21 protein-coding genes and 1 pseudogene are annotated in these 22,545 nt (G+C 44.1%); 12 read left to right on the top strand and 10 right to left on the bottom strand.

Annotated features, from left to right (window positions below; genetic code table 11):
- The first annotated feature begins 85 nt into the window (after window positions 1-85).
- The 5 genes from lpdA (at window position 86) to ACKPCD_RS14235 (ending at window position 7,528) form a co-directional block, all read left to right on the top strand.
- On the top strand, window positions 86-1,423 hold the full coding sequence (gene lpdA, locus ACKPCD_RS14255) for a dihydrolipoyl dehydrogenase (protein ID WP_321433611.1): 1,338 nt from the start codon (window positions 86-88) through the stop codon (window positions 1,421-1,423).
- A gap of 172 nt (window positions 1,424-1,595) precedes the next feature.
- Entirely contained in the window at window positions 1,596-2,519 is a 924-nt protein-coding gene (locus ACKPCD_RS14250) for a thiamine pyrophosphate-dependent dehydrogenase E1 component subunit alpha (protein WP_321434582.1), read from the top strand.
- Between the two features lie 23 nt (window positions 2,520-2,542).
- The gene (locus tag ACKPCD_RS14245) at window positions 2,543-3,574 is read left to right on the top strand and encodes an alpha-ketoacid dehydrogenase subunit beta (RefSeq protein WP_321433610.1); all 1,032 of its coding nucleotides are present in this window, start codon (window positions 2,543-2,545) and stop codon (window positions 3,572-3,574) included.
- 15 nt (window positions 3,575-3,589) lie between these two features.
- Window positions 3,590-4,831, top strand: a complete 1,242-nt coding sequence (locus ACKPCD_RS14240) for a dihydrolipoamide acetyltransferase family protein (RefSeq protein WP_321433609.1) — start codon at window positions 3,590-3,592, stop codon at window positions 4,829-4,831.
- A gap of 81 nt (window positions 4,832-4,912) precedes the next feature.
- Entirely contained in the window at window positions 4,913-7,528 is a 2,616-nt protein-coding gene (locus ACKPCD_RS14235) for an ATP-dependent Clp protease ATP-binding subunit (protein WP_321433608.1), read from the top strand.
- A 209-nt stretch (window positions 7,529-7,737) separates the two neighbouring features.
- Here the strand turns inward: ACKPCD_RS14235 and rluF are convergent, their stop codons facing one another.
- The 4 genes from rluF to ACKPCD_RS14215 all read right to left on the bottom strand — a co-directional run bounded on the left by rluF (window position 7,738) and on the right by ACKPCD_RS14215 (window position 11,314).
- Window positions 7,738-8,445, bottom strand: a complete 708-nt coding sequence (rluF, locus tag ACKPCD_RS14230) for a 23S rRNA pseudouridine(2604) synthase RluF (RefSeq protein WP_321433607.1) — start codon at window positions 8,443-8,445, stop codon at window positions 7,738-7,740.
- A 197-nt stretch (window positions 8,446-8,642) separates the two neighbouring features.
- The gene (truA, locus tag ACKPCD_RS14225) at window positions 8,643-9,383 is read right to left on the bottom strand and encodes a tRNA pseudouridine(38-40) synthase TruA (RefSeq protein WP_321433606.1); all 741 of its coding nucleotides are present in this window, start codon (window positions 9,381-9,383) and stop codon (window positions 8,643-8,645) included.
- 105 nt (window positions 9,384-9,488) lie between these two features.
- The gene (locus tag ACKPCD_RS14220; protein ID WP_321433605.1) at window positions 9,489-10,625 is read right to left on the bottom strand and encodes a hypothetical protein; all 1,137 of its coding nucleotides are present in this window, start codon (window positions 10,623-10,625) and stop codon (window positions 9,489-9,491) included.
- A complete protein-coding gene (locus tag ACKPCD_RS14215; protein WP_276648872.1) occupies window positions 10,622-11,314 on the bottom strand; it encodes an ABC transporter ATP-binding protein in 693 nt (230 codons plus the stop codon). The genes ACKPCD_RS14220 and ACKPCD_RS14215 overlap by 4 nt, the downstream gene beginning before the upstream one ends.
- Window positions 11,315-11,825: 511 nt before the next feature.
- Here ACKPCD_RS14215 and ACKPCD_RS14210 point away from each other — a divergent pair.
- From ACKPCD_RS14210 to ACKPCD_RS14200, 3 genes are all read left to right on the top strand, one after another.
- Window positions 11,826-12,683, top strand: coding sequence for a helix-turn-helix domain-containing protein (locus ACKPCD_RS14210; RefSeq protein ID WP_276648875.1), 858 nt, complete (start codon window positions 11,826-11,828; stop codon window positions 12,681-12,683).
- 251 nt (window positions 12,684-12,934) lie between these two features.
- Window positions 12,935-14,287: a Trk system potassium transporter TrkA gene (trkA, locus tag ACKPCD_RS14205; protein ID WP_321433604.1), complete on the top strand. Its 1,353-nt coding sequence runs from the start codon at window positions 12,935-12,937 to the stop codon at window positions 14,285-14,287.
- A gap of 15 nt (window positions 14,288-14,302) precedes the next feature.
- Window positions 14,303-15,748, top strand: a complete 1,446-nt coding sequence (locus ACKPCD_RS14200) for a TrkH family potassium uptake protein (RefSeq protein WP_321433603.1) — start codon at window positions 14,303-14,305, stop codon at window positions 15,746-15,748.
- Between the two features lie 114 nt (window positions 15,749-15,862).
- Here ACKPCD_RS14200 and ACKPCD_RS14195 read toward each other — a convergent pair whose 3' ends face one another.
- Entirely contained in the window at window positions 15,863-16,195 is a 333-nt protein-coding gene (locus tag ACKPCD_RS14195; RefSeq protein WP_321379187.1) for an iron-sulfur cluster repair di-iron protein, ric, read from the bottom strand.
- 133 nt (window positions 16,196-16,328) lie between these two features.
- On the opposite strand from ACKPCD_RS14195, the gene ACKPCD_RS14190 reads away from it, so the two are divergent.
- From ACKPCD_RS14190 to ppnP, 4 genes and pseudogenes are all read left to right on the top strand, one after another.
- Complete coding sequence (locus ACKPCD_RS14190) at window positions 16,329-16,859, top strand: ATP-dependent metallopeptidase FtsH/Yme1/Tma family protein (protein ID WP_321434581.1); 531 nt, start codon at window positions 16,329-16,331, stop codon at window positions 16,857-16,859.
- The gene (ftsH, locus tag ACKPCD_RS14185) at window positions 16,860-18,101 is read left to right on the top strand and encodes an ATP-dependent zinc metalloprotease FtsH (protein ID WP_321433602.1); all 1,242 of its coding nucleotides are present in this window, start codon (window positions 16,860-16,862) and stop codon (window positions 18,099-18,101) included.
- A 93-nt stretch (window positions 18,102-18,194) separates the two neighbouring features.
- Window positions 18,195-18,544: pseudogene (locus ACKPCD_RS14180) on the top strand (DUF2200 domain-containing protein).
- Window positions 18,545-18,595: 51 nt separating this feature from the next.
- Window positions 18,596-18,910 carry a pyrimidine/purine nucleoside phosphorylase gene (gene ppnP, locus ACKPCD_RS14175; protein ID WP_068562294.1) on the top strand — a complete coding sequence of 105 codons (315 nt, stop codon included), beginning with the start codon at window positions 18,596-18,598 and terminating at the stop codon, window positions 18,908-18,910.
- 114 nt (window positions 18,911-19,024) lie between these two features.
- Here the strand turns inward: ppnP and ACKPCD_RS14170 are convergent, their stop codons facing one another.
- The 5 genes from ACKPCD_RS14170 to ACKPCD_RS14150 all read right to left on the bottom strand — a co-directional run bounded on the left by ACKPCD_RS14170 (window position 19,025) and on the right by ACKPCD_RS14150 (window position 22,386).
- Window positions 19,025-19,366 carry a type II toxin-antitoxin system PemK/MazF family toxin gene (locus ACKPCD_RS14170; RefSeq protein ID WP_276648888.1) on the bottom strand — a complete coding sequence of 114 codons (342 nt, stop codon included), beginning with the start codon at window positions 19,364-19,366 and terminating at the stop codon, window positions 19,025-19,027.
- On the bottom strand, window positions 19,366-19,596 hold the full coding sequence (mazE, locus tag ACKPCD_RS14165; protein ID WP_068562292.1) for a type II toxin-antitoxin system PemI/MazE family antitoxin: 231 nt from the start codon (window positions 19,594-19,596) through the stop codon (window positions 19,366-19,368). Before mazE ends, ACKPCD_RS14170 begins: the two co-directional genes overlap by 1 nt.
- A gap of 301 nt (window positions 19,597-19,897) precedes the next feature.
- Complete coding sequence (locus ACKPCD_RS14160) at window positions 19,898-20,635, bottom strand: amino acid ABC transporter ATP-binding protein (protein WP_321433600.1); 738 nt, start codon at window positions 20,633-20,635, stop codon at window positions 19,898-19,900.
- Window positions 20,636-20,639: 4 nt separating this feature from the next.
- Entirely contained in the window at window positions 20,640-21,308 is a 669-nt protein-coding gene (locus ACKPCD_RS14155) for an amino acid ABC transporter permease (RefSeq protein WP_321433599.1), read from the bottom strand.
- Window positions 21,309-21,540: 232 nt separating this feature from the next.
- A complete protein-coding gene (locus ACKPCD_RS14150; RefSeq protein ID WP_288927502.1) occupies window positions 21,541-22,386 on the bottom strand; it encodes a transporter substrate-binding domain-containing protein in 846 nt (281 codons plus the stop codon).
- Window positions 22,387-22,545 lie beyond the last annotated feature (159 nt).

Genomic DNA, 22,545 nt, shown 5'->3' with positions numbered 1-22,545 from the left:
ACGCTTACACTGTGATTGTAGCGTTTCTTTTAGATTGCAAAATATCGTCTGTTATTTCACGATGTAAAAGAAAGGGGAGAGACATTTGACAAATTATGACGTCCTAATCATTGGTTCAGGGCCAGGCGGATATGTGGCTGCTGAGGAAGCTGCCCAACGTGGTAAAAGTGTTGCGGTGGTTGAACGTAATAAGATCGGAGGTGCTTGTTTAAATGTAGGATGCATTCCTTCAAAGAGTTATTTGCAACATAGCCATTGGTTACAAACGATTGAGAGGGCGAACGCATTCGGAATTAAGGCTGGTGTAGAAGCCATCGATTTTTTGAAATTATTGGAGCGTAAAAATAGTGTCGTAGCAAAGCTGCAAGGTGGCATCCAACAACTATTCAAAAGCAACCATATTCAATATCTGGAGGGGGAAGCGGAATTTATCAGTGGCACGACGTTTCGGTTAAACAATCAAGAAATCACCGGTGCTGATGTCATATTAGCCACTGGAAGCACGCCGTTTATACCGCCCATTAAAGGGTTGGAAAAGGTAGACTACCTGACGACAGATTCATTTTTCTCAATGGAAGAGATACCCGAAAGGCTGGTTATCATCGGTGGGGGTGTGATAGCTGTTGAATTGGCTTTTGCGATGAAGCCGTTAGGAACCGATGTGACGATAATCGAAGTGGCACCGGATATTTTGATGACAGAGGATCCTGACGCCCGGGACATCATCAAGAAAAAACTGAAAAAAATGAAGATTAACGTTGAAGTGAAAGCGGATGTTCAGGAAGTTACGGAAGGACATGTTCACACAACAACAGGAAAGTATGCGTACGATCAACTTTTAGTAGCGACGGGGCGCCGTGCCAATATTGCATTGGCGGAAGCTGGAAATCTCAAACTCACGGCTAACAAGAAATTCATCGCAGTCAACGAATATTATCAAACAAGTGCGCCGCATATTTATGCAATTGGGGATGTCATCGGCGGGTATCAATTAGCGCACGCTGCCAGCGCCGAAGGAAGGAAGGCGGTAAGAGCCATCACAGGGCAAAGGGAAGTGCCTGTTGATCCTTTAGCGGTTCTGCGCTGTGTCTATACTGACCCAGAAGTGGCTTCATTCGGGATGAGTGTTGCGGAAGCCAAAGCGGCAGGGTATGACGTAATTGTGAACCAACTACCGTTCTCAATTAACGGTAGAGCGATCGCCTCGGGAGAAACAGACGGATTCATTAAAATAATCAGTGAATCAAAGTATCAAGACATTCTTGGTGTGGTTATAGTTGGAAGCGATGCCACGGAGATGATTCATTCTCTTCTCGCGCTCAAAACGGCGGAAGGCACGTTGAATGAGTTGAAGGGCTTGATTTATGCCCATCCAACCTTATCTGAATTGACAGGGGACGTAGTTCAAAGTTTACTAATTTAATTTATAGGAGGAAATCATTATGGTACAAGATCCAGAAATGAAAAGACAAGAGCAAGTATTTTCACCTACACGCACCAAAGAAAAAAGTAAAATTGACCTGGAAATTAAAACTTCTGTCGGAACGACTGTAGCCGGATTAACGAAAGAAAAATCAAAGACGATACTCAAAAAAATGGAAGATATTCGCAACTTCGAAGAAGAAGCAAGGCGCTTTTTTGCGCAAGGTCAAATTCCGGGATTTGTTCATTTGTATGCGGGGGAAGAAGCCGTTGCGACAGGGGTATGTGCGCATTTAAGCGATGAAGATTATATTACAAGCACGCACAGAGGACATGGCCACTGTATTGCTAAGGGTGGAGACTTAAACGGCATGATGGCGGAAATATTCGGAAAAGCAACCGGCCTAGGCAAAGGAAAAGGGGGCTCCATGCATATTGCAGATCTGGATAAGGGGATTCTGGGGGCAAATGGTATGGTTGGCGGTGGATTCGGCTTAGCCGTAGGAGCAGCCATGCGCAATGTCTATTTGGGAACCGATAAAGTTGCTGTTTGTTTCTTTGGGGATGGCGCAGCCAACGAAGGTGTTGCACATGAGGCAATGAACATGGCAAGTATTTGGAAATTGCCGGTTGTGTTCGTCAATGAAAACAACTTTTTCGCTGAATCAACCCCACAATGGTATTCATCCGGGACAGAAACGATTGCTGAACGGGCAGCGGCTTATAATATGCCGGGCGTTCGAGTAGATGGTAAGAATGTGGTCGCAGTATATGATGTTGTCGGTGAAGCGATTGAGCGTGCGCGCAAAGGCGAAGGTCCAACACTTGTAGAATGTGTAACCTATCGTAACTTTGGGCACTTCGAAGGTGATGAACAACTTTATAAAGCGAAAGAAGGAACTGAAAAAGAGTTGGCGGATAGAGACCCGATCAAAATTTTTAGGGAATATGCGATTGAAAATGACTTGATGACAGAAGAAGAATTGGATAACATTGCCGCGCAATCAAAAAAAGATGTGGATGATTCGATCAAATATGCCCAAGAGAGTCCAATACCTAAACCAGAATCATTATTAGAAGACGTATTCGCTCAATAAAACATTTGGAAGGAGCCTTTATTATGACTAGAGAAATCACATTTATGAAAGCGGTTAACGAAGCGCTGGATCAAGCAATGGAAAAAGACGACCGTGTACTGATATTAGGGGAAGATATTTCAGGAGGAGCGCAAGTAGCCCATCTTGAAGAAAAAAATGAAGATGCCTGGGGAGGCGTAATGGGGGTAACGAAAGGGTTAGGGCCTAAGTATGGCAGTAAACGGGTCATTGATACACCCATCTCCGAAATGGGGTACATGAGTGCTGCGGTCGGGATGGCTGTGACAGGTTTACGTCCAGTACCAGAGTTGATGTTCAACGACTTTATTGGGTTCTGTTTCGATGCCATTCTGGGACAAGGCTCAAAGATGCGCTATATGTTTGGTGGGAAAGCCAAAGTGCCCATGACAGTCAGGACTATGCACGGAGCGGGAGTCAGCGCGGCAGCGCAACACTCAGGTACCTATTATGGGATTTTCGGATCTATCCCAGGAGTGAAAGTCGTCGTTCCCGCAACACCATATGATGCGAAAGGCTTACTTCTTGCATCAATTGAGGATGATAACCTCGTCATATTCTCGGAAGATAAGTCACTCTATGGCATGAAAGGCGAAGTGCCAGAAGAATATTATACGATTCCTATTGGGAAAGCAGCTGTCAAACGAGAAGGGACAGACTTAACGATCGTAACAATCGGCAAAATGCTATTTGTGGCAGAAGAGGTCGCAGTAGTTCTTGAAAAGGACAATATTTCAGTGGAGATCATTGACTTGCGGACGGTGGCGCCATGGGATCAGGAAACAGTCATAAATTCTGTCAAAAAGACAGGTAGGCTTATTGTCATTGATGAAAGCAATCCCCACAACAATACAGCAACAGATATTGCTTCCGTTGTATCCGATAAAGCCTTTGATTACTTGGATGGTCCCATAAAGTGTGTAACGGCACCAAATACACCGGTTCCGTTTGCACCGAACTTAGAAAAACTGTATATCCCTAATGCAGAGCGCGTCCTTGAAAAAGCTGCAGAACTATTAGACGACTTAAAAGCATAAGGAGGTGTAAATTAGATGGCCAAAGAAATTGTAATGCCCAAATTAGGATTAACGATGACGGAAGGAACAGTCGATGAATGGCTTGTCGCGGTAGGCGACACCGTCAAGCAAGGTGATAGTATAGCAACAATCAGCTCAGAGAAATTATCAAGTGACGTGGAGTCGCCGGCAGACGGCATTATTTTAGAGCTTATGGCGAAAGTGGGGGATACTGTTCCTTGCAAAAAACCGATGGCATATATAGGTGAAGAGGGAGAAGCAATCGACAGTGCCCCTTCGACGAATGGCGATGAAGAGGCTGTTAGTGAAGCAGAAGCGAAAACTACTGTTGCGGATACCACTTCCACTTCAAAAGAAACGCTGCAAGCTTCGTCTTCTGGTGGGAAAGAGAAGGATAGGATCTTTATCACCCCCATTGCACGTCGAATGGCAAAAGAAAAGGGTATTGATGTCAGTCAGTTGAATGGAACAGGCGGTAACGGCAGAATTACGCGGCGTGACGTCGAACGCTATACCCCAACAGTGGCAATGCCGGCGTCGCAACCAATGGGCGCACTGGCCAAAGAAGAGATTGGTGCTGGATTAACCGGAATGCGTAAGACGATTGCCCAACGTCTGGTAAGAAGTCTGCAGACAACTGCTCAAGTAACGGAACACCGCAAAGCAGATGTAACCCGATTAAATGAGATGAGAGAGACAATCAAGAAAAATGTGAACCGTTCGCTTGATGGTGGTCAAATCAGTTGGAACACACTGGTTACGAAAGCTACGATTCTCGCTCTACGTGAAACCCCGGCAATGAATGCATGGTATTATGACGGAAAATATGAGCAATTGGATGAAGTGCATATTGGCATGGCAACCTCTGTAGACGATGGCTTAGTGGTTCCTGTCATCAAAAATGCGCACCAAATGACACTGACCGACTTAGGTAAGTCCATTGCTGAAGTGAGTACACAAGCGCGACAAGGTAATTTACCAAGCAATCTGTATAGTGGTTCAACCTTCACTATCACAAATTTAGGTGGGCGAAATATTGAATACTTTACGCCAATCCTTAATACACCGGAAATTGGAATTTTGGGTGTCGGAGCAATAGGGAAAGAACTCGCTTTAGAAGCAGGCGAAGTCGTTGAAAAATTAAAACTCCCGCTAAGTTTGACGTTTGACCATCAAATTATTGATGGGGACCCGGCAGCCGAGTTTTTAGATAAGATCATTGCTTATTTGGAAGATCCTTATTCCTTATTCCTATAGAACCTCAATAATAAAGAAGGTCTTCTGACCTTCTTTATTTATCTTTAATGTTCATCATATCGGTAGAGAGGAGGCATAAGGATGATCGAACAATTAACCACAGCCATGCAAGAAACTGTGCAAGAAGCGCAATCACTAGCGATACAACGAAAGCACCCTCAAATAGATATTCCACATGTTTGGCAGATCTTTTTACGTCCGGATCACTTTGCTTGCCAAGTATACAGGGACCTATCCACTCCAATTGATGCTTTTCAACAACTGATTGAGGATGAAATTGATAAAATATCGGTTTTAACAGGGACGGATGTGGAATATGGCAAAGAGATGAGTCCGCGCCTAAGTAAGTTATTCAGTCATGCGAAAGAGATTGCACTCGCTAATCAAGATAAGTATATCTCGACAGAAGTCTTTTTATTAGCGCTGTATCGCCAAAAAGGCAATTCTTTCACGAGATTCTTAATGATAAATGGCGTCCCGGAATACAAACTGGAAGAACATATTCAGCAGTTGAGAAAAGGGTCGACGGTGGCACATGAAAGTAATGAAGAAATGTACGAAGCATTAACGCAATATGCCATTAACCTTAATCAAGCCGTGATTGATAATAAGATTGATCCGATCATCGGTCGTGAAAATGAAATAACCGATATAATCCGTATTCTTTCCCGGAAAAACAAGAATAATCCTATTTTAATTGGACCTTCTGGTGTAGGCAAAACAGCGATCGTTGAAGGATTGGCGCATCGGATTGTCCAAAAAGAGGTGCCTGCAAATCTATTGGATAAAACAATCTATAATTTAGACATGAGTTCGCTTATTGCGGGAGCGATGTATCGCGGAGAGTTTGAAGAACGCTTGAAAGCGGTTTTAAACGAAATCAAGCAATCAGAGGGAGCCATTATTTTATTTATCGATGAAATCCATAATATTATAGGCGCGGGTAAATCAGAAGGGGCGATTGATGCCGGAAATATGTTGAAACCAATGTTAGCTAGGGGCGAATTGTATTGCATTGGCGCGACCACTCAGGATGAATATCGGCTCTATTTTGAAAAAGACAAAGCACTAGAGCGACGTTTTCAACGGATCCGCGTCAATGAACCTTCAATTGAGGAAACGATCGCTATCGTGACGGGCCTTAAAGAAAGATTCGAGAACTATCATGGTGTCACGGTCTCTGAAGAGGCCATTCAGGCTTCCGTAAACCTGTCGAAACGCTATATAACCGACCGGAATCTTCCAGATAAAGCGATTGATTTAGTGGATGAAGCATGCGCGGTCATCCGAATGAAGAAAAATTCGATTCCACATTCTTTATCCTCAACCAAGGATAAAATCTTGTCTTTGGAGGTTGAACTGGATAAACTGATACGAGATGGCGCAGCTGAAAGTAACCCATCAGCAATAACTCAGCTAGAAGAGGAACTTGAATCATTATATGAAAAATCGAATGACATCGCCCAACAATTGGAAAAAGAGTTGCAATTTTCAGATGCATTAAGAGAAAAACGCATGGATTTAGAAAACTTACGCCACGAATTAAGAGAGGCAGAACGTCATTATAAGGTAAGGCTAGTAACGCAGTTAAAAAATGTAGACATTCCCAAGGCAGAAGCCGATTTAAGAAAAGCAGAGCTGACCTTTCATACTGAAATTCCGATTGAAAAGCGGTTGATGTCCGAAATCGTATCTGAAAACGATATTGCTTCAGTAGTAGGGCGCTTAACGGGGATTCCGCTTGCCCGAATTGTTGAAGGTGAACGCGAGAAATTGCTTGAACTGGAAAAAAACTTACAAAAAAGAGTAATCGGGCAACCAAAGGCAGTTCAAAGAGTAGCTTCTGCAATCCTACGCTCCCGTGCCGGTGTCCAAAACCCAAAACGGCCAGTTGGTTCTTTTTTGTTTTTAGGACCGACTGGCGTTGGGAAAACGGAACTCGCAAAATCCTTAGCAGAACAGCTCTTTGATTCAGAAGATTACCTTGTGCGCCTCGATATGTCGGAATACATGGAAAAGCATACGATTTCAAGATTGATAGGTTCTCCTCCTGGGTATATTGGCCATGATGAAGGGGGCCAATTAACTGAAGCCGTCAGACATCATCCCTATTCGATCATATTGCTGGATGAAATTGAAAAAGCGCATAGTGATATTTTCAATTTATTGTTACAAGTGCTGGATGAAGGAACGTTGACCGATGCCAGGGGAAACCACATCGACTTTAAAAATACGGTGATCATTATGACGAGTAACTTAGGGTCGGATATTCTCTTAGAAGAAGTGGGATCTTCGGGCGTCATTACAGACAGCACTGAAGAGAAAATGAAACGTCTGTTACGACGTCAATTTAAACCTGAATTCCTCAACCGCATCGATGACATTATTTTGTTTTCACCTTTGACTGTGGAAGACATGCAACATATTCTTCAGAAGGAAATACGTTTGATCAATGAGCGGCTGATTAAACAAGGCATTCAAATCCACTTGTCTGATGCAGCATCTAAGTGGCTGATTGGAAGTGGTTATAATCCATCCTTCGGTGCACGTCCGTTGCAACGACTGATTAACCAAAAATTACTAACACCACTTGCCAGTTCAATCATTCAAGAACGGGTAACAAATCATTCCGTAATTGATGTGGATATCAAGGATGAAGAATTCATCTTCCGTTCTGAGAGTAGGCGTCAAGGGTAGCGGATGGCCATTTTATCGTGCCCTATCTCCTAATATTACGAGCCTACGCTTGCGACAATAAAGAGCCCCCTGAAAATGGTTAAGTTCACCATTTTCAGGGGGGCTCTATCATGCAATCGACCTCGTCAATCTTAATAAATTTCATCCAGGAACAGTCCCTGAGAAGGCACTGTCATTTCGGGATCGCTTCTGATCGTTTGGTCCTAGTCCTACCATTCTTTAGGGTCGTAGTTTAATTCCCTGAATAACGCAGCCTGTTCCTTCTTTGACAGGTAGCGCCATTGTCCGGGAGGAAGTTTGCCCAATTCAATATTCATGATGCGCATTCTTTGCAATCGGTAGACGTTGTATCCCAATTCCTCACACATGCGGCGGATTTGACGGTTGAGTCCTTGGGTCAGGATGATTTTAAAATCATATTTTGATAGTTGCTCCACTTTACAAGGCAGGGTAACCGTATCCAATATTTTGACCCCTTCTGACATCTGCTTCAAGAATTCAGTAGTGATCGGGCGGTCTACGGAAACAATATATTCCTTCTCATGCTGGTTCTCGGAACGCAAGATTTCATTGACGATATCGCCGTCATTCGTGAGCAGGATCAAGCCCTCGGAATCTTTATCGAGTCGGCCAATATGAAAAACGCGGGGGGAATGGTTGACCAAATCGACAATATTCCCCTTGACGCCTTTTTCGGTCGTGCTCGTGATGCCGACCGGTTTGTTCAAGGCAATGTAGACATAGTTGCTGGCTACGAAGAGCTGATTGCCGTCTACGCGGACATCATCCCCCGCCTCCACTTGGCTACCGATCGTTGCCCGCTTCCCATTGATCGTTACACGCCCCTCAGTAATCAGCTTGTCGGCGCCTCGTCTGGAGGCTTTGCCTGCTTCACTTATATATTTATTAATGCGCATGTGGACACTTCCTTAATCCGAATTTTATTTTATTCCTTATTAAATATTTCACAAGAAAAAGTAGAAGAGCAGTGTTTTTATAGGCTGTATGGCAAGTTGAGCGAGCAGTGTTTGTGGCAATCAATGAAAAATAGTCGAATACTTGCGAAGAACCGCAGCGTATTCGGCTATTTTGTATATCTTGCTTGGGACTATCGTCAATCGTAGTAAACTTCATCCAGGAACAGTCCGTGGGAAGGGACGGTCATCCCGGCCTCACTGCGGATTCCGCTCTTGAAGATGGCATCAATGTATTCGGGTTCCATCGTCCCGGCCCCGATTTCCAGGATCGTCCCCATCATGATCCGGACCATGTTGTAGAGGAAGCCTTCCCCTGTGAACGAAAAGTGCAGCAGATTGCCTTCTTGCTGGATTGTGATGTCGTTGATGGTCCTGACCGTCGATTTTTTCGATTTCTTGAGTGAAGAGAAACCGAGGAAGTCATGCTTCCCGACAAGTTTTTGGCAAGCCTCGTTCATCCTGTCGATATCAAGCTGTCCAGGGTAATGGTAGCTGTAGTGGCGCTCAAATGCGGAAGGCACGACATTGTTCCAGACATGGTAGCTGTATGTCTTTCCGGCTGCGTGGTAACGGGCATGGAACCTTTCCGGAACCTCCTCCAGCTCTTTGACGACAATATCGCGCGGAAGATAACGGATCAGATGGTCCCGCATCGCTGTCAAATCCATATTGGATGTCGTTTTGAAATTGGCGACTTGCCCCCGTGCGTGGGTGCCGGCATCAGTCCGACCCGAGCCGATGATTTCGATTTCTTCTCCTGTCATTGCCGACAGGATATTCTCTATTTTACCTTGAATGGTTTTGTCCGAATCCCCGAGCCTTTGCCATCCCAAGTATCTGCCGCCATCATACTCAATCGTCATTTTTATATTTCTCATTTTGTCTCCCTTAAATATCGGATTCTGGGCATCGTTGCCTGCCGTGTACTCCTGTATTATACCGAATATGATTCCGATTTGGGATGTTTTCGTATAATTCAGTCCTCAAAACTTTTTTTGTGTCACAATGATCACAAAGGATACGCTAAAGAATAGCAGTGAGGAAATGAGAAGGCAGATTACACCGTTCTGAAAGTTCAAGGAAGGATTGATTATCGGACTATTGTAATCGCTGAAGATCAGCACTTTATAGGGATCTGCATACGAGAACGGGAGCAGGTGAACAACATTTATTAAAGGATCACTCTGCAGCAAAGGAGACTCAACCAGTAGAATGGACGACAATAGGATACCTGCATTCATGAGCAGACTCCCTGTGAATAGTGAGATAAAGAAGCTGAGGGACGACAGGAAAAGGATAAACAACAAGAATAACAGCAAGGATCTGCTGTTGAATGCAGTTACTGACATGAAAGAAACGTCGACGCCATTTTGGGAATAAGCAATGGGGTAGCGGAAATCTCCTATCCCGTTCTGAGAAGCACTGATCGAAAAGGCGATAATCAGTGGAGTTACCAACGATAACGTGACGAATGCAGTAGCTGTTGAAACTTTGGCTAGGAAACTACTCCCTAAACTGCTGGGGACAACATTAAAGAAATTAATGTGATTTTTTCTTTTCTCAAAGGAATAGATAGTTGCGAACAAAAGCGCGCAAATTGAGAAAATCAAAGAACTGGAAACAGTGCCGCTAAAAATACGTGCGACGTAATTTAATGCGGGAGCAGAAGCCTGAAAGCTGTCATCTACTTTGGTTATATCGTTTTTCACTAAATTTTCAAGAACCAGGACTGCCTTCTGCTGTTCAATGATAGAGAGTCCGTTTAGGATTCCCGACTCCATGTTTTGAAGCAGCTTTTTTTCGTACGCGTATTCGGCCTTGATTCTTTCTTCATCGGTTCCTGAAATGAGAGCGTCAATATAAGCGCTCAACAGTTCATTGCGCTCAATGGTATCAGGCAGGATATGCGCTGCAGCAGGCTCTAATTCCATTTGTTTTTGTGCTTGTTCACCGTATTCTAAATTAGCCCGCAAGTATTGCAACTCATTCTCATATCGGTTTTCTTGAGCTGTGGTAAACAAAAAAAGCGGGATGGTGAAAATGAAGGTCAATAAGATGAAGCCGAAATAATTTGCTTTCTCGGCAAAGAGTTTTTTGCATTCGAAAAATATTGTTTTCATGGCAGAATCACATCCTCGGAAAGATACAGTTCATCATAGCTTTGTTTTATGTCTCGGGTGTTCTCAACTATAATAACCTTTTGCGCATGCAGGAACAGGACTTCATCACAAATTGTATGGACATTTGTCAGATCATGTGAGGAAAAAATAATGGTTTTGCCGTTTTCCTTTAGGGAGCGCAGCAAATTGTTTACTATTCTTAGACTAGTCGGATCAAGTCCGTTCATTGGTTCATCCAGCAAAAGAATCGGTGCATCACTAATCGCATACATGCCTATGAGAACATGCTGTTTCATACCCAGTGAAAGCTTCCGTATCGGGATGTTTTTATAGCTATCCATTTTTAACATACGAATGATAGCATTGGGATCTACAGAAGAATGCCAAGCGCATTTCGTAAAGTTAAAATGATCTTGAGCGGTCAGATTTGCATATAACTGGTCACTGTTTTCCAAAAAGAAAATTTGTTTGAGATATTCTTCGCGTTCGCTGTAAAAATCCAGTCCATTGATTTTCACGTATCCATCAGCAGGTTTCTTTATTCCTGCCAACGTTCGTAGCAACGTTGTTTTCCCCGTTCCATTGGGTGCAACGAGACCGATTATTTTATTTTCAGAGAATTGATCATTCATTTCTTTCACAATTATTTTTTTCCCGAAGCTAATTTTTAAATTCATGAAATCTATCATTATGAGCCACCTTTATTCTGAAAATGTTTTTTGCGCGTTTTAGAAATAATTTCCCCGATAGACACAGCTAATATTATCCAAACTCTAATGTCGTCCATTTCCAAACCCGAGGCAGATTCACCACCTAAATACGTCAGCGTGAGGATTACTGAGATAAAATACATTAAGGATAGTATCTGTCCTTTGGTAGTGACTTTATCGTCGGAATGATGTGAACGTTTGGAGAATATAGAGATAATGAATAAACCTGAGAAAATCCATATATTCAGCTGCAGAGGAATTAAATTAGACAGGAACGAATCAGGAAAGAAATCGTACACTAGCAACAGAGTCAAAAAAATGTGAACAATAAAATCAGAGTATTTCGAAAAGTTCAAGATGAATTACCTCCAGCTGGATAATTATTCCATGAAATGTCTTCTTAATTTTTCTGTGTACATATTTAGTGTAAACTAGTTATACTGTTAATAGCAAAAATGTTAATAATACGGAACAAAAAGGTGGGGTGTTGATGCAAATCGGAGAAGTACTAGGTGACATTCGGAAGAACAAGAATCTGAAATCGAAAGAAGTTTACAAAGGTATACTGAGCAGGCCTGCCATATCGCGATTTGAAAAAGGTCACAGCGATACGACTGCCGAGAAATTTCTTCAGATCCTTGAGAATTTAAATCTGTCTTTGGAGGAATTCCATTTCCTGTATGATGGAAACAAAGCGAATACGGATGCTATGATGATCAGCGCTTATTCTGAAGCCTACTACGCAAAGGATATACCAAGGTTGGCGGCTTTAGAGGAAGCGTCCCGAAATCATTTTGATGAAACTTCCCAAATCAAATATTTGCACCATGCGAGCATTATCCATCTGCTGAGGTGTAACCTCAGCGAGCTGCCATTCCCGCATAAAGAGTTGGCGGTCATAAAAGACTACCTTTTCGATTGCGAGACATGGCATTATTATGAATTGGTCTTGTTCACCAATGCCTTGGATTTCTTTCCGGAGGACGCAGTGGATGCTGTGTACGCTAGAGCCAAGGAGAAGATGACAGAGTTCAATCAGATGAAACGGTATAAAAACGAACTGTTCTCCCTCATTTCAAATATACTGGTGTTGCAGCTGGAGAAAAATAATCTGGAGAAGAGCTTGTTCTACTATGATGATTTAGAAAAGACCGTTTCCGTATCGGACAACAGGATGTACGAACATGTCATGTTGCTGTTCTTCAAGGAATTGATTGGTATCATGCAGCAGCAGGAAGATGCCCAAAAGCTGACGGACATCATCCGGACATTCAAGCTTCTGGATATGGAGCGCGTGGCTAACCAGTGTGAGGGCTTGCTGGAAACTGTAAGAAATAATAATGCGTGATCTGCATGTGCCCCTCAATCGGAGCATATACAAATCACGCATTATTCCATTCATTCATAACGTCCAAGCAACCATAGGCAATTTGTGCACTTCAGCTAAATCTATCCGATTTTTCTTATGAACTAAATGCCAAAATGTTGGATACTTATCCAGATTCATCTATTAGTATCTTGTGTATCCACACGAAATGTGCGAAGATACACTCGTTATGTCATAATGGAAGAGAAGTCAGAAACGAAAGGACGTTTTGAATGAAAATCGTGATTGCCGGTGGCGGGAAGGTTGGTTCCGTGCTCTGTTCAGAATTGGCTACACAAGAAAATGATATTATTTTGATCGAAAAAATGGAAATGCGTTTGGATAAGCTGATCAGCACGTATGATATCTCAGGCATAGTCGGAAATGGTGCCAGCTATGATATCCAACAGGAAGCAGGTGTCGCTGACTGCGACATTTTTATTGCAGTGACAGCACAAGATGAAGTGAATATCATGGCCAGCATCCTGGCGAAAAAACTCGGGGCAAAGTATACGATTGCACGCGTACGCAACCCGGAATATTCTGGGCATTTTGACTATGTCCGTGAAAGCTTGGGCATCAATCTGATGATCAATCCCGAATTGGAGTCGGCGCGGAGCATTGCGCGTATCATCAAGTTCCCAACAGTACTGAGCATCCAATCTTTTGCGGATAACCGCGTTGAGTTGATCGAAATCGAAATTGGGTCGACTGTTTCCCTTGCAGACTTATCGCTAGCCGATTTCAGGAAAAAATTCGGTGACGTACTGGTGTGTGCTATCCGCCGGAAGAATGAAACACTGATTCCCTCTGGTCAGGACAGGCTACTTGTTGGGGACCATGCCTATATCATAGGAAACAGGGCAACAATCCGTAAATTTTATAGAACGGTCTGTCCCCAAAAAACAAAAATAAACTCCGCTCTCGTGATCGGTGGAGGAAGGCTGACCTATTACTTGCTTGATTTCCTGAAAGAATACCGGATGGATATCAAAGTCATCGAACAGAGCCGGCAGACCGCTGAGGAGCTGAGCGCAGCCTATCCAAATGTTGAAGTAATACTGGGTGACGGGACGGACCAAGATGTTCTTCAACAAGAAGGTATCGAAACGTACAACGCCTTCATTTCTTTGATTGGGGTAGATGAAGAAAATATTATCGCTTCATTATATGCTATCCAACAAAATGTGGAAAAAGTGATCACCAAAGTGAATCGGGAATTATTGCTGAAAATATTTGATTCACTAGGAATGGAAACGATTATTACGCCAAAACGTGTGATTGCCAATACGATTTTACGCTTTGTTCGTAGTCTGGGAAATTCCTCGGTGTCCGATGTCGAAGCTTTGTATCGTCTGGCGGACAATGAAGTGGAAGCGATCCAGTTCAAAGTGAAAGAAACGAGCCGGATCATCCATATCCCGTTAGTAAGATTGAATACAAAACCCAATCTGCTGATCGCATATATTATCCGCAATAAAAAACTGATCATCCCCTCCGGACAAGATGTCATTAAGCCGAATGATCACGTTATCGTTGTCACGAAAGAAAAAAATTATGATGATATCGACGACATCGTTTATTAGGAAGGGGAATGCGGAATGAATGTATCGATCGTTCGTTATGTTGTGGCACGTCTGTTGCAGATTGAAGCCGCATTGATGATTTTCCCTCTTGCGGTGAGCTTGCTTTATCGGGAATCTTGGAACTATCTTTTCAGTTTTTTGTCCGTGATGATTTTTTTGGCGATACTCGGGCAACTATTAAGCTTGAAAAAGCCTGAGAATAAACGGATGACTGCCCGGGAAGGCTTCGTCATCGTCGCGATTTCCTGGATTTTGTTCTCCTTTTTCGGCAGTCTGCCTTTTGTCATTAATTCGGATATCCCTTCTTTTGTGGATGCATTTTTCGAGACGAGCAGCGGATTCACAACAACAGGTGCGAGTATTTTGGATGATGTGGAATCCTTATCCCATTCCAGCTTATTCTGGCGAAGTTTTACCCACTTGGTCGGAGGAATGGGGATTTTGGTTTTTGCCTTGGCGGTCTTGCCGCAAATCGATTCCCAATCCGTTAATATCATGAAAGCCGAAACACCCGGTCCTACTTTCGGCAAACTTGTGTCGAAATTGTCTTCTTCGGCTCGGATTTTGTATCTGATTTACCTTTCCATGACAGCCATCGTCACTATCCTGCTCTGGATTGGCGGGATGGATCTGTTTGATTCTCTGCTTCATGCTTTTGGTGTAGCTGGTACGGGAGGTTTCGGCATCAAAAATGGCAGTATCACGCCTTATGAGAGTGCCTACGTTGAGTGGGTAATCGGTATAGGTATGCTTGCCTTCGGGATAAACTTCAATATGATTTATTTATTGCTGGTAGGAAATATCAAGCAAGTATTCAAGAGTGAAGAGTTGAAGTGGTATTTCTTGATTGTGCTGGGTGCTGTGGGGCTGATTTGTATCAATCTGATAGGGTACTATGATTCAATTTCGAAATTGATCAGGGATGTTTTTTTCACGGTATCTTCTGTCATTACGACAACCGGATTTACGACAGCAGACTTTGGTTCCTGGCCGTTATTTTCCCAGATGGTGATTTTGTTGCTGATGTTTTTTGGGGCATGTGCGGGTTCTACGGCTGGAGGATTGAAGATTTCGCGTGTCGTTGTCTATGTTAAGATTCTGGTTGCGGAAATCAAACGTGTCGCGCAGCCGAATCGGATCGTGGTTGTTCAATATGATCAAAAGCCTTTGGGGACAAATACGAAGCACGGTGTAGCTAATTATCTGATCATCTACTCGGTAGTCTTTGCAGCAGTGTTCATGCTCATCAGTCTGGATGCGCCGGACTTTTTGTCGGCTTTCAGTGCAGTAGCGGCAACGTTCAATAATATCGGTCCTGCTTTGGGAGCAGTCGGACCGGCATACAGCTACAGCAAATTGCATGATTACTCAAAGATTTTGTTGTCTTTCACGATGCTTGCGGGGCGGTTGGAAATTTTTCCGATTTTGATCCTTTTTGCACCGCGTACATGGAAAAAATAGAAATAAGAGGCGTGGATAGCGCGGCCAACCGTGCTTGATCATGAAAAATTCAAAAAACTGATGCTGACATAAAGTCGACATCAGTTTTTTGCTGTAAGGTGTCCCGGTAAGTGCTCAGATAGAGCGGGAACTTCTTGGCGATAATGAAGCTTGGTAAGCTTGATCCACTTTCGCCAACATCTGATAGACCGCTTCATAACTTTCGCACACATCATCCGGAACTGTGTAGTTATTCGAAACCGCGCGCAATTTTATGAATTCCTCGTTCAGGTCTGGTTTTTTTGTGTCGGCTGTTAGGGTCTTTTCGAGGATCGCGTTGAATAGCTGGTGAACATCATGGAATTCCGGGTGATTTTTTCCATGTACACGGGCTACAATCGGCACGTATTGTTCCAATGTTGGAAAGAGAGCTTCCTTCACTTCTGTAAATGTGGGTTGATTGGACATCTGAGATCCTTCTTTCTGAGTTCTGATGCTTTCATTATAATGCTGATCCGCCAAAAGATACTTGATCTGTGTCAAGAAAAAGAAAATCGATACGACGCTCTTTCGAAATTGGCTGGAATATCCTGGATAGCGAATTGATACCGCCTTCATATCATTTGGCGGTATAATGAAGTCAAAGGGTGAAGAAGTGGACTACAAGACGTTTGTTGCCATGATTGAGGAAGGGAGTGTGGAATCGGTGCTGGTGGAGGATAGCCGCATCGAATTCACGGCACTGAATGATGAAGGCGAGGAAGCTGTCTTCATAACTGGTCGAATGGAAGATCCGGCGCTAACTGAGAGACTACTGGCCACGAATGCGAAGTTTACCCAGGAAATTATCCCGGAAGAATCCCCACTGTTGAATTTCTTCCTGATTTGGATTCTGCCCATGGTGTTGTTGTATGCGTTCTGGAACTTTATGATGCGCAGGCTGCAGGGAAGAGTCGGAGGGCTCGGCGGCAGCGAAATGAAATTCGGCAAAAGCAATGTCATGGTTTATGCTGCATCTGAAACAGGAAAAACATTTGCGGACGTAGCAGGCCAGGATGAAGCGAAAGAAGCACTTTGGGAAGTGATCGATTTTCTGCACAATCCCCAAAAATACCGGGAAATCGGGGCGTAGATGTCGAAAGGGATTCTGCTTGTCGGACCTCCGGGAACCGGCAAAACGCTGCTTGCGAAAGCTGTCGCGGGAGAAGCCAAAGTTCCGTTCTTTTCGATATCGGGGTCAGAATTTATGGAGATATTTGTCGGTGTCGGAGCAGCCAGGGTGCGGGATCTGTTCAATCAAGCCCAGGCAAAAGCCCCCTGCATCGTCTTCGTTGATGAAATCGATACGATCGGCAAGAGCCGTAACCTGTCTGGAATCACCGGAAATGATGAGCGGGACCAAACGCTCAACCAATTGTTGAATGAAATGGACGGTTTTTCCTCGGAAAAAGGCGTGGTGATCCTGGCGGCAACGAACAAACCTGAAGTTCTTGACAAAGCGCTGTTGAGGCCAGGGCGTTTTGACAGGCGCATTCCACTCGAACTGCCGGATATTGCCGGCAGAGAGGCGATTCTGAGGGTGCATGCAAAAACAGTCAAAATGACGGAGGATGTTGATTTGAAAGGAATCGCAAAGTATACACCCGGCAGCTCCGGGGCTGACCTTGCCAATTTGATAAATGAAGGCGCTCTCCATGCCGTAAAGGAAGGACGCAGCGAGATCACTCAATCCGATTTGGAGTATGCTTTGGAAATCATTCTGGCCGGCTACCAACGGAAAAATGCGATCCTCTCGAAAGAAGAAAAATTGGCGATTGCCTACCATGAAATCGGCCATGCGATTGTTGCAGCAAAACAGACAGATTCCGCACCAGTCAATAAAATCAGCATCATCCCAAGGACATCCGGTGTGCTCGGATACACGATGCAGTCGGAAGAGACAGACCAAATACTGATGAGCCGGGAAAAATTCCTGAATAAAATCGTCACCTACATGGGCGGACGCTCTGCCGAGGAGGTCATCTTGAATACGGTCACCTCCGGGGCGGAAAATGACATAGAGGCCGCAACAGCGATTGCGAGAGCGATGGTCACACGATACGGGATGAGTGAAAAATTCGACATGATGGCTTTGGAAACGATCAATAATCCTTATCTGGGAACGGATGTAACCTCACTCGTATCGAATGAAACCTCTGCGAAAATCGATGATGAGGTTCTGCGCATCATCACATTCGCCCACGAAAAAGCCAAAGAAATCATCCGGGAGAACGTACCGAAAATGCATGAGCTTGCAAACTACCTGCTCGAAAAAGAAACCATGACCGGCGAGGAATTCATGGAAATGCTAGAGGAAAAAGATGATGGAGGCTAATGAATCGAGTTTTTACATTTTTTTGCGATTTGTGGCATAATAAACATCATAAGTATGGAAAATAGATTCAGGAAGTTTCAGAAAGGGGTCAGTATGAAAAATACGAAAATATTTGGAATGTCGTTTGCCAGCGTTTATCCGTTGTATATCAAGAAAGCCGAGAAAAAGGGCCGCACGAAAGAAGAAGTCGATGAAATCATTTTCTGGCTGACCGGATATGATGAGGCAACTCTGCAGCAACAGTTGGAAAACAAAGTTGATTTCGAAACTTTTTTTGCACAGGCACCCCAGTTGAACCCTAAAGTTTCGCTTATCACAGGTGTCATTTGCGGATACCGCGTCGAAGAGATCGAAGACAAACTTATGCAAAAGATCCGTTATCTGGATAAGTTGATCGACGAATTGGCAAAAGGCAAGGCATGGAGAAAATACTAAGAAAATAGGCTATACGTGCAAGCAAACCATAAAATAAACAGGCTAATGGAGGAAACAGGATGGAATTCAAAAATGTTACAGTGATCAAGGAAGCAAATGTGTATTTTGATGGGAAAGTGACCAGCAGAACGGTTTTGTTCGAAAGCGGAGAGAAAAAGACACTTGGCTTCATGTTGGCAGGCGAGTACGAATTCAACACTGATGCAGAGGAAATAATGGAAGTCCTGGGTGGCGATATGTCGGTTATGTTGCCGGGTGAAGCGGAATACACGCTTTACAGCAAAGGCCAAAGCTATGTTGTTCCGGCAAACTCATCCTTCAAGATGATTGTCGAGAAATATGTGGACTATTGCTGTTCATACAAAAATGACTAAATCTGAAACACCACGTATACAGTAACCGTCTGGCAATACAGCCAAACCAACTGATTTTAAAAAAATAAAAGAATACATGATGAAAATTCGCAATCATTTGTTTGATTGCGGATTTTAAAATATATACTCGATTATCTGATCGACGTTAGCTATGTCCTGAACAGGCAATCTGTCAGCGAATTCAATTTTTCTGGCATGAAAATTCAAAGATTTGAGTTGGGAAATGACGATTTGACCTGTGACAACCATTTCTTTCGGCAACGTATATCGAGTAGGAATGTTTTTTATTGTCGAAGTGATGGGGCAAATAACCGCAAACAAGGTGGAACGATTAAATTCGTATCTTGAGACAACCAGTCCCGGCCGACGTTTCTTGATTTCATTTCCTGAAGATGGGTCAAAATTTACCCAGACGATATCGCCTTTCTTGGGGATGTACCTATCGGAAGCGTTCATCAGAATAGTTCTCTCCCTTCAGGAGATAAATTATTCCACTCATCTTTTTCGTAAAAAGCTCCAGCTTCGGACAAAACAAAGGGATCATCAATTTTTGGAACCAATGTGATTGTCCCATCTGGTGAATAGATTACGACATATTCTTTATTGGGTTCTAATTTTTCGCCATTGTGAAGCGGCAGGGTGACAACTACGGAACTTCCTTGCAGTCTGGACTTTGTAATTAGCATGTTTCTCACCTCTTATGAATAATTATACTCGACAACACTCAGTCACGCAAAGTGCACTATCGGCACATGCTAAAAAAGTAAATTTAGGAATATAATCGATTTATGGAGTCGATGACCCTAGGGAAGTCAGCCGACAGAACAATGGAATTCAGGAGGGATACGGTGATGGATATGACGAATTATGCCATCATGACCATCATCGAACTCGAGAATAAAACATAATATTGCGTACAATAGTATCCAGTGCCTCAAAAAAGATAGACGATACCAGAGCATCCAAGCTTTGGTCTCGTCTATCTTTTTAAATCGTGATGCTGTTGATGAAGCGGGCGATCCTTGGATCGGTTGTGCTTGCGAAGAAGTCCTTGGTCGGGCCGTCGAAGCCGACTTTGCCGTCCTCCAGGAAGAGCATGCGGTCCGCTGCTTCCCGGGCGAAGTCAAGGTTGTGCGTCACGATGATCATGGATAGCTTTTCGGAAGCGAGCTCCTTCAAGACGCGCAGCACTTCCGCTTCCAACTCGGGATCAAGGGCGGAAGTGGGTTCATCGAACAGGACGAAATCCGGTTCCATAGCCAAGGAGCGCGCGATGGCGACTCGTTGTTGTTGACCGCCCGACAGTTGGTCCGGGTAATGATCCAGTTTGTCGGCCAATCCCACTTTGGTCAACAAGTTTTTGGCTCTAGCTGTTGCTTCTGTTTTCGAGAGTTTCAGAACCGTAATCGGGCCTTCGATGACATTTTCCAATACCGACAGATGCGGGAAGAGGTTGAAACTCTGGAATACCATCGCCGTTTCTTTGCGGATCTCCATCATCGTTTCTTTCGATATTTTGGAGCTGAAATCGACCTCGAGATTGCCGTTTTTCAGAATGCCGCTTTCTGGCACTTCCAGCAAATTCAAGGTACGCAACAGCGTTGACTTGCCTGAACCGGATGGCCCGACGATGACGGTCGTTTCGCCAGTTTTGAAAGTTAATGAGATATCCTTGAGGGCATGAAAGTCACCGTAGGATTTTTGGATATGTTTGATTTCGATCATGTCGTCACGCCTTTTTCAGATATTTGGAAGTTCTGATTTCCAATTTGCCCTGGATCCAAGTCAACACGGTACTGATAAGGAGGTAGATCACAGCCACTTCCATATACAGAATCAGTGGTTCATAGGTAACGGAAGCGAATTGCTGCCCGACCATCGTCATTTCAATGATCGTGATGCTGGATGCCAGCGAAGTCGATTTCACCAGAGAAATGAAGTCGTTCATGACAGCCGGTAAGGCAATCCGGACGGTCTGCGGGAAGATGATCCTTTTCAGGACCTGTCCGTGCGTCATTCCCAAGGAGTCAGCCGCTTCCCATTGCCCTCTCGGGATGGACAGGATCGCGCCGCGGATGGATTCGGCCGAATAGGCGCCGCTGTTTAAGGCAAAAGTCAGGATAGCGGCGGTCCACGCATCCAAGGTGATGTTCAGCTTCGGCAAACCGAAGAAGACGATGAACAATTGGATCAAAAGCGGGGTGCCGCGGAATACCCAAACGTAGAACCAAGCCAGCCCTTTTAATATCTTGCTTTTCGAAATCCGCATGACTGCAGTAAGAACCGCCAGTACAAGGGACAAGGCAAAGGAAATCAGCGCCAAGGGGATGGTGACGGTAAACCCTGCTTCCAGAATTGGCCATAGGGCGTTTTCGATTATGGATAATGTATGCTGCAAAATTTACTCACCGTTCCTTTTTATATTAAAAATTAAAAAACTATTCAATGTCCAAAAGCGCATCACCGCAAGTGGTTCACGAGATACCAAATTGTAACACGCATCCAACGATGATGGTTAGCTTCAAGGATTAACCATCCATAAATCAGATAAATCGTACCGATTGAGCTCTAATCTGCGCAATCGGTACGATTTCGTATATGTGAGACGGAACGAGCCCGTTCAGCTTTTCTTAGTTGTTCGCGCCGACGCTGATGTCTTCGCCTAGGTATTTTTCGAAGATTGCTTTAAAAGTGCCGTCTTCTGTGCGGGCTGCGATGATTTCATTCAGTTTAGTCTGGAAATCTGTGTTTTCCTTTTGCAGGATGATGCCGACTTTATCGTTTGTAGGCAGTTTTTCATCAATCAGACGCAAAGTGGAGTCTGGATATTCTTCAAAGTAAGTCAAGAAAGTGATGTAATCATTGATCGTTCCGTCTGCACGGCCTGAAGTGATCAATTCGACTGCTTGATTGAAGCCGTCGACAGGGACGATTTCAGCACCAAGGTCGCGGGCGTTCTGTGCGTAATTGCTTGTAGTGGATTGGGCTGATTTTTTGCCGCTGTAGTCATCCAAAGTTTGAATGTCGGAGTCTGCACTGACCGCCAATTGGCCATAGGACTCGAAATAAGCATCGGTGAAGTCGTAGACCGCTTGTCGTTCTTCGGTCACGCCGACGTTGTTGATGACGATATCGTATTTATTGACGTCCAATCCGGCAATCAGGGAATCCCATTTCGTTTCGACAAAGACAGGTTCCACACCTAAATCTTCCGCAATGACTTCTGCGATTTCCACTTCGAAACCGACTAAGTCTCCGGTTTCTGTATCATGATAGCTGAACGGAGGGTAAGTGCCTTCCACGCCGATGCGCAATTGTTTGTTTTCTTCGATCGTCTTCAAGACATTTGCTGTTGCGGCAGTGCTGGATGCTGTAGAGGCACTGTCCGAACTTGAGTCGGTTGTTGTTGCGCCGCAAGCCGCCAAAGCCAAGCCGGCTGTACCCACGAATAAGATTTTTGATAATAGTTTCTTCATTATATTCACTCCTGTTGTTTTTTTTGAATAGTTGCCGGTCATTCGACCGAAAAAACGCCCCACATGGTTATTGCTGGTGATGGTGGACCGTAAACCGACATTCCTTACTTTTTGTCGCTCGAAGGCATGAGGAAATCTTATCACCAGCGTATGTAAGAA

The sequence above is a fragment of the Trichococcus flocculiformis genome (assembly GCF_963662535.1).
In the GTDB taxonomy this organism is placed as follows: domain Bacteria; phylum Bacillota; class Bacilli; order Lactobacillales; family Aerococcaceae; genus Trichococcus; species Trichococcus flocculiformis.
The sequence above is the reverse complement of the archived record's forward strand: the minus strand, read 5'-3'. Positions and strand labels throughout refer to the sequence as shown.